The organism is Enterococcus sp. S86.2 (assembly GCF_059834485.2).
The window spans coordinates 287710-301779 of the sequence record NZ_CM206813.1 but is presented as its reverse complement, the minus strand read 5'-3'; the positions used below and the strand labels follow the sequence as shown (position 1 = coordinate 301779).

Annotated in this window: 14 protein-coding genes and 1 riboswitch; of the genes, 1 reads left to right on the top strand and 13 read right to left on the bottom strand. The window is 39.0% G+C overall.

The genetic code is table 11. The annotated features are described in order from the left end of the window. Positions 1-5 precede the first annotated feature (5 nt). From rsmB to AC6R0T_RS01225, 11 genes are all read right to left on the bottom strand, one after another. Complete coding sequence (gene rsmB, locus AC6R0T_RS01275; protein WP_206902564.1) at positions 6-1370, bottom strand: 16S rRNA (cytosine(967)-C(5))-methyltransferase RsmB; 1365 nt, start codon at positions 1368-1370, stop codon at positions 6-8. Further along, on the bottom strand, positions 1363-2307 hold the full coding sequence (fmt, locus tag AC6R0T_RS01270) for a methionyl-tRNA formyltransferase (protein ID WP_206902565.1): 945 nt from the start codon (positions 2305-2307) through the stop codon (positions 1363-1365). Before fmt ends, rsmB begins: the two co-directional genes overlap by 8 nt. Then, positions 2300-2791, bottom strand: a complete 492-nt coding sequence (gene def, locus AC6R0T_RS01265; protein WP_303753563.1) for a peptide deformylase — start codon at positions 2789-2791, stop codon at positions 2300-2302. Before def ends, fmt begins: the two co-directional genes overlap by 8 nt. Positions 2792-2851: 60 nt before the next feature. Then, the gene (gene priA / locus AC6R0T_RS01260; RefSeq protein ID WP_303753564.1) at positions 2852-5257 is read right to left on the bottom strand and encodes a primosomal protein N'; all 2406 of its coding nucleotides are present in this window, start codon (positions 5255-5257) and stop codon (positions 2852-2854) included. A 219-nt stretch (positions 5258-5476) separates the two neighbouring features. Continuing rightward, positions 5477-5782 (bottom strand): DNA-directed RNA polymerase subunit omega, encoded by a 306-nt coding sequence (rpoZ, locus tag AC6R0T_RS01255; RefSeq protein WP_206902567.1) that lies wholly within the window; start codon positions 5780-5782, stop codon positions 5477-5479. A gap of 5 nt (positions 5783-5787) precedes the next feature. Further along, the gene (gene gmk / locus AC6R0T_RS01250) at positions 5788-6402 is read right to left on the bottom strand and encodes a guanylate kinase (protein ID WP_303753565.1); all 615 of its coding nucleotides are present in this window, start codon (positions 6400-6402) and stop codon (positions 5788-5790) included. 251 nt (positions 6403-6653) lie between these two features. Beyond that, entirely contained in the window at positions 6654-6935 is a 282-nt protein-coding gene (locus tag AC6R0T_RS01245; RefSeq protein WP_206902569.1) for a lyase family protein, read from the bottom strand. Between the two features lie 59 nt (positions 6936-6994). Beyond that, a complete protein-coding gene (locus tag AC6R0T_RS01240; RefSeq protein ID WP_303753566.1) occupies positions 6995-7879 on the bottom strand; it encodes a YicC/YloC family endoribonuclease in 885 nt (294 codons plus the stop codon). Positions 7880-7892: 13 nt separating this feature from the next. Further along, complete coding sequence (locus AC6R0T_RS01235; protein ID WP_206902571.1) at positions 7893-8114, bottom strand: YdbC family protein; 222 nt, start codon at positions 8112-8114, stop codon at positions 7893-7895. A 196-nt stretch (positions 8115-8310) separates the two neighbouring features. Next, positions 8311-9984: a patatin-like phospholipase family protein gene (locus AC6R0T_RS01230; protein WP_303753567.1), complete on the bottom strand. Its 1674-nt coding sequence runs from the start codon at positions 9982-9984 to the stop codon at positions 8311-8313. Positions 9985-10166: 182 nt separating this feature from the next. Next, positions 10167-10880, bottom strand: a complete 714-nt coding sequence (locus tag AC6R0T_RS01225; RefSeq protein ID WP_206902573.1) for a class A sortase — start codon at positions 10878-10880, stop codon at positions 10167-10169. Positions 10881-11218: 338 nt separating this feature from the next. Here AC6R0T_RS01225 and AC6R0T_RS01220 point away from each other — a divergent pair, with 338 nt between their 5' ends. Further along, positions 11219-11998, top strand: a complete 780-nt coding sequence (locus AC6R0T_RS01220) for a hypothetical protein (protein ID WP_206902574.1) — start codon at positions 11219-11221, stop codon at positions 11996-11998. A gap of 158 nt (positions 11999-12156) precedes the next feature. On the opposite strand, the gene thiT is transcribed toward AC6R0T_RS01220, so the two are convergent. Both thiT and AC6R0T_RS01210 read right to left on the bottom strand, forming a co-directional pair. Further along, positions 12157-12759, bottom strand: coding sequence for an energy-coupled thiamine transporter ThiT (gene thiT / locus AC6R0T_RS01215; RefSeq protein WP_303753568.1), 603 nt, complete (start codon positions 12757-12759; stop codon positions 12157-12159). Positions 12760-12848: 89 nt separating this feature from the next. Then, a riboswitch (TPP riboswitch) is annotated at positions 12849-12948 on the bottom strand. A 120-nt stretch (positions 12949-13068) separates the two neighbouring features. Beyond that, positions 13069-13857: a hypothetical protein gene (locus tag AC6R0T_RS01210; protein ID WP_526159576.1), complete on the bottom strand. Its 789-nt coding sequence runs from the start codon at positions 13855-13857 to the stop codon at positions 13069-13071. Positions 13858-14070: the final 213 nt, after the last annotated feature.

The window sequence follows — 14070 nt, the reverse complement described above, 5'->3', positions numbered from 1 at the left end:
CCACCTCATTTTTCCTTTTTCAGACAACTAATGAAAAAACCGTCTGTCATAAAGTCCTGTGGATATAACGTCAACATTTCATCTACTAGTTTACTTGTGATACGTTCATTTGCAACTACAGGTACCAATTTAAATTCAGGATGAGCTTGTAAAAAGCGTGCAACAACTTCTTGGTTTTCTTCTTTTAAAATGGTACACGTACTGTAAACCAGCAAGCCCCCAGGTTTTAATGTTTGCGCCACACTATTTAAAATTTCACCTTGAATAATCGGCAGGCGTTCAAAATCACTCGCTTGTTTTTGATATTTGATATCTGGTTTTCTACGCATTAAACCTAAACCAGAACAAGGTGCATCCACCAAAATACGATCAAAAGTTCCTGCTTCAAATTCTTCATGAGCTTCTCTGGCATCTAATTGTTGTGTCGTAACAACATCTTCTACGCGTAAACGGGCAGCATTTTCTTTAATGAGTTTCACTTTTTGGCTGTGAATATCTAATGCCGTCACTTTTCCTCCGGCTGTGGCATCAAGAAATGTTGCAATATGCGTTGTTTTTCCCCCAGGAGCAGCACACGCGTCTAAAACTTTCATCGCCGGTTCTATTTGCAAAGCTGGCGCAACGAGCATTGAACTTTCATCTTGTACGGTTAGTGCACCGTAATGAAAAAGTTGACTCCCCGCCAAAAAGCCCTTTTTAGCAACAATACCATAAGGAGATACGATGCTTTCTTCTGCTTTTATTCCATCTTCTGCTAAAGTCGCAATGGCTTCTGCGCGCGTAATACTACTAAGGTCCACCCGGGCAGAAACATGACTAACTTCAAATAACGATAAGCCTAGTTTACGAGTATTTTCTTCACCAATTTGTTGGACAAATCTTTCAGTCAACCACATCGGCATACTAATTTCTGTGGCTAATCGTTCTAAAGGATCCTCTATTGCGGCAATCTCTGGTACACCACGACGTTGCACGTTGCGTAAAACGCCGTTAACAAATTTGCCAATCCCAACATTTCCTCGCACTTTGGCAATTTCAGTGGCTTCATTTAAAATGGCGTGATCTGGCACTTTGTCTAAATAAAGTAATTGAAAAAGTGATAGGCGTAATAATAAACGCACCCACGTATCAACTTTTTTAGCCCCTTTTAAAAAGGGGGACAAATAGTAATCTAATAGAAGTTGTCGGGAGATTGTCCCGTAAACAAGGCCGGTTAAAAGACGAGCATCTTTATCTGAAAGCTTCCCCTTTAAAATGGCATCATTGATCAACAAATTTGAATAAGCGCCGCCTTTTTCAACGCGTTCTAACGCATGCAATGCCACAAAACGCACTGATTTTTTCATGGATTTGGGAATTTTATTACTCACCTAATTTTTCTCCTTGCGCTACTTTTTGACCAACGCCATTTAAAAAGGCTTTGATATCTTGTTTACCTTTACCGGCAGGTTGCAGTTCATTCAGGGCTAAAACTGTGTTCTTGCCACAAGCTACCCACAATTGGTTTTTATCTTTTTTAATAATCGTACCTGGAACTTCTTGGGTCGTTTCCACTAGCGGTGTCACGTTCCAAATTTTCCACCGGGCACCTTCATAAGTCGTAAAGGCAATCGGCCAAGGACGTAAGCCGCGAACTTGGTTATCAATGGCAACAGCTGTCTTTTGCCAGTCAATTTCTTCTTGTTGGCGACTAATATTCGGTGAAAAAGTCACTTCATCTTCTTTTTGTGGGATTTTCGTCACATTACCTTTAATCAATTCCGGCAATGTTGCCAAAAGCAATTCTCTGCCTAATAAGCTTAATTTTTCAAACATCGTTCCCACATCATCTGTTTTTGTAATTGGGATTTCCGCCTGATTATAAATTGCACCAGCATCCATTTTTTTGATCATTTCCATAATCGTTACGCCCGTTTTGTCATCTCCATTCATAATGGCATAATGAACAGGCGCACCGCCACGATATTTTGGCAACAAGGAAGCATGAACATTAATTGCACCAAGTCGCGGAATTTGCAATAATTTTTCCGGTAAAAATTGACCAAAGGCAGCTGTCACAATTAAATCTGGTGCCAATTCGGCAATTTTAGCCATCTCAGGTGAACCACTAATTTTTTCTGGTTGTAAAACTAACAGGTCATGTTTTAAAGCTGCGGCTTTCACTGGCGGCGGTGTAATGACATGCTTACGCCCTACTGGACGATCTGGTTGTGTGACAACTGCCTGCACGTCATACCCTGCCGCTAATAGACCTTCTAAAATCGGTACAGAAAAAGCCGGTGTTCCCATAAAAACAATTTTAGTCATCCTCATGCTCCTCCATATAGGTTTCTAAATCTTCTTCTTTAATGTAATCAATCACTTTATCGGTAAACAAAATACCGTGAAGATGGTCAATCTCATGTTGGATCGCCCGTGAAAGATATCCGTCTGCTTCTACCTCCAGCTCATCGCCTTCGCGATCATAAAAACGAACTGTAATAAGGTCGTATCGCTTGACGGTACCATAGACATGGGGAATACTCAAACAGCCTTCCACATCAACTGTACTCCCCTTTTTTGAAATAATTTTAGGATTGATCATTTCAAAACGTTCTTCTTCATCCAACTCGACAATCGCAACTTGCAGATTTTTGCCAACCTGTGGTGCGGCGATGCCAATTCCATCATGAGCCAGCATTGTTTCATGCATTTTATCAATCATCATGACTAATTCATCGGTAATTTCGGTTACTTCTTTGTTTTCTTGCCGTAAGCGGCGATCTGGATCTAATAAAATTGGATAAGGCATATTTACTCCTAACTTTTCTGGTAGCATTTTTTGTACAAAGCCTGCTACGAACACTAGCAACTAAATAAAATTCAAAGGTTCATTATCAATTGAAACGTAGAGTCCTTTTTTCTGATCTATTTGACTCTCGTCTAAAATTTGTTCTAAGAGCGGTTTTAAAGCTGGCTCGTTTTTGTATTTAATAATAATTTGATAATAATAGCGGTTTTTAATCCGCATAATGGCACTAGGTGTTGGCCCTAGTAATAACGCGTTGGGACTGAGGGCTGCTTGTAATTGTCGTGCCAATTGAAAACTTTTTTGTGCTGCTTGCACTTCTGTTTCGTGACTCACCGTTAATTTCACGGTGAAATAATAAGGGGGGTACCCCGCTTGATGCCGCATGCGCATCTCTTGTTGGTAAAAACGCTCGTAGTCTTGGGCTTTAGCTAAAGAAATGGCGTAGTGTTCTGGATTGAAGGTTTGAATCACAACTTCGCCAGCCTTTTGCGCACGACCAGCGCGACCACTAACTTGCGTCAAGAGCTGAAAGGTTCGTTCACTGGAACGAAAATCTGGCAAGTTTAGTGCTGTATCTGCGTTCAACACACCCACTAGAGTGATGTCTGGAAAATCCAAACCCTTGGCAATCATTTGGGTTCCTAATAAAATATCCGCTTTTTTCTCGCCAAAAGCAGTCAAAATTTTTTCATGGGCGCCTTTTTTACGGGTTGTATCAACATCCATCCGTAAAATTCGCGCTTCTGGTAATAATTCTTGCAGTTCTGCTTCCACTTTTTGTGTCCCTGTACCGTAATAACTAATTTTTTTACTACCGCACTCCGGACATTTATGGGGAATAGCTTCTTCATGACCACAATAATGGCAACGCATCGTTTTCGTATCCATGTGTAAGGTCAATGAAATATCACAGTTCGGACAATCAAGGACATAACCACAATCGCGGCACATCATAAAAGAAGAATAACCTCTGCGATTTAACAATAAAACAATCTGCTCATTTTTTGCCAAACGATCTTGCATCTTTTCTTGCAATGTTAAAGAAAAAGAAGTCATATTGCCTTTGCTGTATTCGTCTTTTAAATCAACGATCTCAATTGTAGGCAAGTTAGCATTGGGATTAGCTCGTTTTTGTAATGGCAACAACGTATAGACTTTTTTTTGCGCACGAGCTCGGGATTCCAAAGAAGGCGTTGCACTTCCTAAAATGACCGGACACTTGTGATAACGACTGCGCCAAATGGCCAAATCACGGGCGTGGTAGCGGGGGGCTTCTTCTTGTTTATAGGTTGCTTCATGCTCTTCATCGACAATGATTAAGCCGATATTTTCTAGTGGGGCAAAAATGGCCGAACGAGCACCAACGACAACTTGTGCCTCACCTCGTTCAATTTTGCGCCACTCATCATAGCGCTCCCCTTGGGATAGACCACTGTGTAAGACTGCCACCGCATCCCCTAAGCGACTTTTAAAACGCTCCACCATTTGCGGTGTTAACGCAATTTCTGGTACTAACATCATCGCGGTCTTGTCTTCTTTTAAAACCTGCTGGATAGCTTGCAAATACACTTCGGTTTTGCCACTGCCGGTAATTCCTTCTAATAAGAAAGTCTCAGCTTGTTTTTTTTTGTAAGCAGCTAAAATTTTTGCGACCGCCATTTCTTGTTCCTCATTTAAGACAAAATTAGTAGTCGTTTCAAACTCATGCTCAGCAAAAGGATCGCGATACGTTTCTGTTTCAAAGAGTTCTAGCCAACCATCTTTTGCCCCTTGATTCAAATGAGCAGTCGTTAGACCTAACGCCGTAAAATATTTTACTGGTAGTTCTTCTTTTTGTGCAGCTAGAATTTCTAAAAGCTGGGCTTTTCGCAAAGACCCCTTACGCAGCGTGGGGAATATTTCCTCAGCTTTTTTTGCATCAACTAATGCCTTCACCATCCGGACAGTTTTCACGCGATTTTTATTATGGACTTCATAACGAATATCCACAATGCCCGCTTGTCGAAATTTCATTAATTTAGGTAAGTGCCCATTTTTTTGCGCTTCGTCGTAATCAATTTCACCACTTGCTGGAAAATAGTGGGCCGCTTCACTTTTTTTATCCACTAAAAGAATCGTTTTTTTGTATTCTGCCTTCATCACACTCGGCAGCATTGTCTGTAAACAGGTGATTTTAAAGGCATAGGTCGTTTCTTTCATGTAATCAGACAAGGCCAATAATTCTGTATTCAAAACCGGCGCAATATCTAATAGGCGAACAATTGGCTTAAGCCGTTCATCTAAAGTTTTCGTTTCACTTATATCCACCACAAACCCTTGGATATGACGATTGCCATTACCAAAAGGGACTTCAACACGCATCCCTTTTTTTACCACCGGTTGTAAATCAGCCGGAATTAAATATGTAAACGGCTGATCTGTTTGCATCGTTGGTACATCCACGATGACTTCTGCTAGAGGATACATGTCACTTCCCCTCCTTCTCCGCTATATTCTACTAAAAATAGGAAAGTTTGTCTGTTAATAAAGGAAAATTTAGAAATTGCCATTAAACTACATAAGAAAAGCTTTGTAAACTCGCTTAGCGCTTAGCTAAGGCCGTGTACACTTTAGTTGAATGGTAATTGCCAAAAAATGTGGCACGTTGTATGAATACAACATGCCACATCTTTTGTCTATATAAGTCTATAAGTTTTGTTCTTCACGAATACGAGCTTCTAATTCTTGTTGTTCTCGTTTTTGTACCGCTTGGTTTTCTTCTTGTTCCATTTTCAAACGTGCTCGTTTTACTTCTGGATGAGGATCGTTAACCAATGTTTCCGCATCGATTTCTTCTAGCGCACGGCCAACGTTTTTAACAGATTCAAATTGATCCAACGTTGGTTTAGCCCCTGCATCTAATTCATGGGCGCGTTTAGCTGATAAAATTACTAATGAATATTTTGAGTTTACTCGATCTAATAATGAGTCGATAGATGGGCGTAGCATCATTTTGACTACATCTCCTTTAACATTTTAATGTATTTGCCGATCACGCGATCGACTCTAAAGTGTTCGCTGGCAATAATTTCTTTGATTCGCTCTACTGCAAGGAGCACTTCATCATTTACAACGGCATAATCATAAAGTGCCATCATTTCAATTTCTTCTCTGGCAACTTTCATCCGCTCTTCAATCACTTCAGCGGCATCTGTTCCGCGACCAACAATGCGGGATTTTAATTCATGTAAATCCGGCGGTGTCAGGAAGATAAAAACGCCATCTGGCACTTTTTCTTTCACTTGGTGGGCTCCTTGGACCTCAATTTCAAGAAATACATCTTTGCCTTCATCTAATGTTTTTTCAACATAAGAAAGAGGGGTGCCATAGTAGTTGCCGACATATTCCGCATACTCTAGCATTTGCCCAGCTTCGATTAATTCTTCAAATTCTTCCCGGGTACGAAAATAATAATCGACCCCATCAACTTCTCCTTCTCGCATTGCACGGGTAGTCATGGAAATGGAATATTGAAAGTCATTATCATCACTTTCAAAAATTGCCTTTCGCACAGTCCCCTTACCAACACCTGAAGGCCCTGATAATACAATTAATAAGCCTCGCTCTGACATACTGACGTCCTTTCACTTCTTGTTTGCTGGTCAACTTTTACTTTACGCAAATTTTAACAGTGATTCTATTATAGACGCAAACGTCCAAAATTGCTACCTTTGAATAAAAAGTGCTGTTTTTTGTTTCAAACAGCTTTTTTATTAAAAAAAGCTTATTTTGAGTAAAAAACCTTGGCAAATTTCCTTAGCTTTTGTGCCATCAGGGGCTGATTTTTGAAAACTCGTTATTTTCCTTATCCTTTAAAAATAATTTAAAATCCCATATTGGATAATGTATTAACAATCGTCGTAAACTCATCTTTACGTTTTTGATTTGTATCGATTGGATCAGCGACTTCTTCAACATCCGTTCGCGTAATAAATTTCCGCTCCAAAATGACATTCGTTTCATTTACCATCAAAAATAATTGTTCAGGTGTAACTTTGACACAAGCATCTTGCCATGCGTCAAAAGGCGCTTGTTCAGAAGGCACCCCTCGTTTTATGACAGCGCGACCGGAAACTTCATGGAAAGTAATATCATAATATTTCATTTTAATTCATCCTTTCTAAACCAATTTTTTTATTTAACTTATTTTGGTATCACATACTGTTATTCAATATTTTGCACCTGTTCACGAATTTTTTCCACGATTGTCTTCATTTGTACGACAAATTCCTTAATTTCAATTGCCGAACTTTTGGAGCCAATGGTATTGATCTCGCGATTCATTTCTTGAATAAGAAAATCTAATTCTCTTCCTACGGCCTCTTCTTTTTGTAAAATAGCAGCAAATTTTTGCAAATGAATCGCCAAGCGATCCAATTCTTCATGGATGTCCCCACGTTCAATTAATAACGCCATCTCGGTTAATAACCGTTCTTGATCGACTTGATTCCCAAGATATTCTTGCAATTTTTGTTCGAAACGTGCCTTAAAGGTCTCTTCGAAGGTTTTATTAAATTGTCTTAACAGCTCCAATTGTCCTGAAAGTGCCTGTGCGTTTTCTGTTAAAATCGCTAAAATGGCTGCTCCTTCTTGTTGACGGCTAGTATTTAATGCCTCAGTCGCTTGACTTACGGCTGCCACCACGAAGGATTCTAATTGCGTATTATCTGCTTTATCTTGCTTTACTTCCACATAATCAGGCAGCGTTATGACTTGCTCTAAAATTCTGGCCACCGATACTTGCGGTTCTCCATAACGAGCAGCCGCTTCTCTTTGCAATTCATTCACCAGTTTGTCTACAAGCGGCCAATGAATCATCACCTCTTTATTGGTATCGCCCAGTTCATTAATGGTGACAAAGACCTCTACTCGCCCTCTTTGGACCGATTTTTTCACGGTTTGGCGAATACTATTTTCCAATTCATTAATTTGTTTGGGGTTGCGAATTTGCAAATCTAAAAAGCGATGATTGACACTTTTTATTTCGACTTCCACTTGATAAGCTGAACTTTCTACGCTGGCTTTACCAAAACCTGTCATACTCTTCATATTTTTTTGGCTCCTACTCCATCGATTTTAACGCTTGTTGTAAAGCTGAAAATTCTTCATTACTTAAGGTGATACCTTTTCCCATTTTTTCATGATCTGGACCCCAGTCCCGCAAATCAAATTTAGGCGCTCGCCCGTTCCAACTCACAATATTTAATTCTTTGCGCCAGCCTTTATCATTTTCAGATAAGACGGCAATTTCTTCTAAAATTTCATATGAAAATTCTTGCGCCATTTGTCTTCCTCCCAGTATTTCTTCTTTATTATAATACGTAATTTCCTAACAAACTATTTTCTTTCACGATAAATCCCTGCTAGTTTCCTTCTCACTAGCGATAGCTTCGTTACCTTTCATTTTAATAGCGCAATGAGGCAGCCTTACTCCTGATAATCAGCAAATAGCCGCTAAGAAATCTGCTGCATCACCTCTTTTACAAATCTTCTGGATACTCACAAAACACGTACTTGCTAAATTCAGCGGTAACAATGCTGACGGCTAAATTTTCCAGTAAAGTTTGTGGGAAATTAAACGGGTATTCTTTTAATTGTAAAAAAGATAAAAACAACCGGGAATCTGACCATGCAACTAATCGTTCTCGGTATAAATGCAGCCACTCTGCTACAGATAAGGTGGCGTTAAATTCCCCCATTTGGCCTGCACAAGCCTGTTTTACTTGGGTTATAAAAAACTCTTGTTGATAAATTTCATCTGGCAAGACATTTAACCAAACGCCACTAAGCTCTGCTATGGCTAAGCCGGCAGTTTCAAAGGAAACTTTTTTCCCATAGGCATTTTTTAACTTACGCCAAAAATAAGGCGCTTTAATAATTTGCCATAGTGGATGCTGTTGCTTTCGTAATTGCTTGCAAAATTGCTGCCATAATCCATTGAAATCTTCTTTTACAAAAGTATACCAAAAACCGGTATACCGCTGAAAATATTTCAGCGTCTCCAAATAGCCTAGCCGTAAATTGTACTTGGAACGCTGCGGATCAAAAACCAAAAAACTCCCTAATGTCCAAGGTGAAGATAACGAAATCGTAGCCACATTTGATGGGGGTTGATAATTTTTAGTGAAACCAGGACCTTTTACGTCGACTACAATGCATTCTGTTGCCCCCTTTGCCACAGCAACATCAACAGGTACATTATTACGATACCCCCCGTCGATATAAAAATCCCCCGCAATCTCAGTAGCTTTCATCGCCGGATAAAAAGACGCAGAGGCGCCTAACCACTGGAGGGCTGTTTTTAATTGTTCTTTTTTAAAGTGATACACATGCTCACTAAAATCTGACAGTCGCGTGGTACAAACATATAACTGCTTTTTACTTTGTAACATTTTCTTTCCATCAAAAATTTTTTGCATTAAACGACTTAACGGTTCCGTACTCGCACCATTTTCCCGCAAAGCAGTAAAGGTAAGGGAGCGAACTTGGCGCAATAATAAATTTAAGGCGTGAGTATCTGCTGTGGCCGCGGGGAATTGCAATACTTGATCGGTACTTAAACTTTCCCAAAGTTGGCTAGCTGCCTTTAAGTCATTTAATAAAATCAAACCGCCATTTAACGCGCCCACAGAAGTTCCTGTTACAATGGAAAAATTAATTTTTAGCTCTTGTAATGCCTGCCACACGCCAATTTGATAGGCCCCTCTGGCTCCACCACCGCCTAAAACTAGCGCTGTTTGATACTGACAGCGGCGGCTAAAGACTCCTTTTTCTACGTGAAAATCATTAGCTATCAGCCAGTTAAAAACTTCAGTTGAAATTCTTTTAGGATCAAGTTCAAAGCGTAGGCCTGAAAAAAAATTCATGCGACAAAAATTGTCTACTAGTTGCAACAATCCTTTGCGACTACTACTTTGCTCGCTGTCCCATAAAAAATTGGTCAAATCAAAAAAATTATCAGCTGCCAACTTACCAGTTAAATAAACAGTCAGCTCTTTTTTCCTTAACTGCCAGACGGTTTCCGCTTTTACTTTTTGCTTCATATCTGCTCTAGCTGCGCTATTACTGGCAAAAAAGAAGAAGAGTTGACAACTACGTTTGAAAACGGGTTGGTAGTCAATAAAATCAGAGGGATATAGTTTTATCGTCTGCATTATTTCACCTCTTTTACTTAAATATGCTGCAAAATTTACGAAACCTGCTTATTTTTAGTATAACAAAAGTTAACCTAACTGCCTCTTGCTATGAATCTCATGTCTGAAAATAGAAAAAAGGTCACATCTCTTTACTTGGCTTTCATAAAAAAACCAACAAAGACTTGCGACCTGTTTTATATTTAATAAGTTTTTGATTTCAAAGCAAAGGCATCCCGCATTTCTTTTGTTGCCTCTTTCACTGGTGTTACTTCTTTTAATTCACCTTGCACAATCGTTCGTGTTATCCCTTCAATTTCCCCACAGGTAATTAAGGTGACGAGTTTTTTCCCCTTAATGACATCTAAATATTGCACTTCTGTCGGTTGTACTCGGACAATGATTTTTGTTTCATAGGTGTAAATATTTTTTAAATCCGTTAAATAAATGGTATCACCTTTTTTAACTTTCTCTAATGGTGTGAATAATAAATCTGGCTCATAGGCGCGATGAGAAGCTAACGCATAGTTGCCTTCCCCCATTTTTTGATTGGGTTCTAAAGTTCCCGCTCCCCACAACAAGGCTTCATTTGCTAACCCTTTAAAGATTGGTAGATTAATGCCAACTTTAGGGACCGCAACCCCACCAATTGTTGGTAAATTACGATTAGTAAATTGTGCTTTAAAGACTGCCTGACTGCTAGAAGGTACCACCGCATCAAAATCAAAGGAAGCTGGTTTATTTTGATTTTTTTCAATTTCTGCCGCCGTGACTTCAGATACGGCATATTTTTCACCGTTTTTCTCAATTAGAAAGTTTTTAATTTGATTGTTAAAAGTTAAACCCAATCCCACTAAAAGTAATAATAATAACAACAAATTAATCAGCCAATTTTTTAGGCGCGACTTTTTTTTCATGTTATTTTTCTCCTTGATTTCGCAATTTTTTCTACCACTTTCACTTACTACATCCCATTTGGTTTTACTGACCAAATATTTTCGTGTTAAATTTTTTATTTGTTACTGTCATTTTAGCATATTTAGCTCGTGTTTTATACTTTGCCCTTCTTTTCAATAAACCTACCATAAAAATTTGAAAATCCAACTTGAACACAGCGCAAAATTATTACAATTGGTTTGAAATAATTGCAAAAACGTGTTCTTGTTGTAACATAATCTTAAAAGAAAAGATACAAGCATTTTCTCACTGTTTATTGTAAAATAACTTAAAGTGATATAAAGGAGGAGTGGGCAAAATGCCAGAAATGGTCTATGTACATATTGATACAACGAGTAATGCCATTTTGGCCCGCGGAATCACACCGGCGGACTTTGTTCATGGCATTGTGCATTATCCTAGTAATTTACTTTTATTAGATCCTTCCTCAAACTACGGTGAATTTGAAGCACATACCGGTATGAAGATTATTCGAGGCAACGAAAGTGTTGATCGCTTTTTTGACGAAGTACGCAAAGGGCGCATTACCGAAGATTTAAAGTGGATTGATTTTAGCGATGCAGCCATGCTAAAAGAATTAACGCCGCTAGAAATTTCTGAGCTGTTATATTTTGGCCACATGAAAACGCATCTTCATTCACCGTTTTTTTATAAGTTGCAAAACAATTTTGTCTTCTTTGATTTAAAAGATGGCCTAACGCGAATTTACTATCGCTATTTAGACGAATTTTATCGTATTTTAGCTGACAAAATTACCCGCGTTGCATTAGGTAAATTAAATGATCGTCGCAGTTTTTTCAGAAAAGCAACCCCTGTGGAAAAACTTGATTTAAATCTTTTAAAAGAAATGAAGGGACTCTTTCAAGAAGGAGTTATCTTCTGTCTAAAAAGCAGTGAAGTCGTTAATAAAGAATTTCACATTCCGATTTATTTAGTTGAAGAAAGCGGCTTACGCCAAAGCGTCACTTTCGGCTATGATAAACCAGAAATGCTGGTGGCTACTTTAATTTACAGTAAAGCAGAACGAAATTGGTACTTAAAACATGAAGACAACGATTTATTGTTAATGCCAAATTAAACCACCCACACCATTGACTGCAAAAACCAATTTGGTACTTACGTTACAACAGATCTGCTAGTTATCGCCAGATCTTTCAGCAATCACTAAATATTTTACTGATAATACCTTTATTAAAATAAGGCCTGCGACAAATCTTTTGCCACAAGCCTTATTTTTTATTTTGATTTCGCCGCTGAAATGAAATGGCTGCGTTTTGGAATAAACAGTTGTGGTGCTACTTTCACCAAAATACCTAACACCACCGCCACATAAATCGCATTTGCCAAAGCTGAAGCACCATTTAAGATAAAGGAATACAAGTAAGGGTTCATCCCATCTGGTGCGTAGGCGCCCCAAACGAAAACACCTGCCCAAAAATGCCAAAACCAACGGGCAAAGGCAGCCACTACGCCCCCTAAAACAACATATAAGACCGCGGTATTACGCCGGTGTTCCACTGCTGTCTGGATTTTTTTAGCAAAAATTCCGCCAAAACCACCAAATGCAAAAGCAAAGGGATATTCAAAAATTATTTGTGGTACTGAAACAAAATTTTTCATTGCTGTCCCAATGACAATGCTTAACAGCCCCCAAACAAAACCAGCTGTTAGTCCTGGTATAAGGCCCCGCCGGTAGGAGTATAAAACAAGTGGTACCATCCCCAATGATAGATCAAAGGCCGAATTTGCAGTTTGAATCGGAATAAAAGATAGCGCCATTGCCGCTGCAGCAATTACCGTTCCTTCCACCCATACTTGTAATTCTAGTCTTTTTGCCATAAAAAAATCCTCCTTTAAGAACCGTCACGCAAAGTTTACGACCGGCAAAAACGCCGCAAACTTCTATTCGGGACAAAGGAGAAGTAGCACTTCAAACTTGTCACAATTCCTACGCTCGAATGATCGATACAGGTACGAAGGGTTTAGTAGACTTACAATCTCAGCCAAACGGCTCCCCTTTGTGAACGAATTCTATTTTGTTTTTTTACGTACTCAGCATAGCATATTTTATGTTATTTGTGGAAAGAACAGCTTAAAGCTGTCATGCTGGTAAGACCTACTAAGACCTACTAAAAATTAACTGCCGCTTTACCGCGTATAATATTCTCCGGTTGCAGGTATCACCACAACTTCTTGTACCATTTTGCCGTTAATTTGTTTACCCACAGTAAAGACGAAGGTTTCTTGGTTATCCACAGTTTTTTCTTCCCCTGTTAATTCATCTTCTTTTAAAGCATAGACTTTTTCCACAGCTTTGCTTGCTGCTTCGATTGTTTTCACAGGCTCGGTGAAAATCTGAGTGCTGGCAAATCCATAGGGTGTCATTCGTTGACCATAATTACTTGCATCTTTTAATGCTTGTGCTGTTTTTTCTTTATCATAGCTGACAGTAGCCGTAGTATACGGCAGACCCGATTCATTGAGCGTCACTTGCCACTGCCCTTTTTTAATTTGCGTAATGGTAATGGCAGCTTGTTCATAAGTCGTCCAGTTGCGGCCACTTAATTTTACAGTTTGAGGATTGATTTGTTCAAATTTCCCATTTCCAATAATGCTATTGCCCTGTGCATCGGCTAATAAAACATTATTTTGCGTCGGTGCAGTGGGATTTAAGGCATCTTTTATTTGCATCAAATTAAAGTTCATTTGAAATGCTACGGTTTGATTATCTTTTTTTTGGGCTTTACCGCTGAAAACTTTGTGAACCAAATCATCTTGTGAAAAAGCTAGTGGGTCCTCTTTTGTTTGGCTTGTTGCTGTCGTGGTCTCCGTCTTATTTTTATCTGCTTGTTCTATGCTTGCTTGTTGTTGAGCAATGCTTGTAATCGTGTTTTTGGCTTCATCTACTTTTTGACAGCCGCCTAGTCCTAGTGCCAAAAAAAGGAAACCAAAAAATTTTATATACCTGTTCATAAATGCTCCTTATGCTTTTTATTTAATTTTAGCATAAGTTCTTTTCCACGTTTAATTTTTACCCACAACACAATCAGACAGGCCGCAAAAACTGTTTGCAACTTTTAAAACAACTAGTGCTAACGTTGCTAAACTAATAAATAGAAAAGCAATCTGACCTTTAAAATAAGAAAAGCC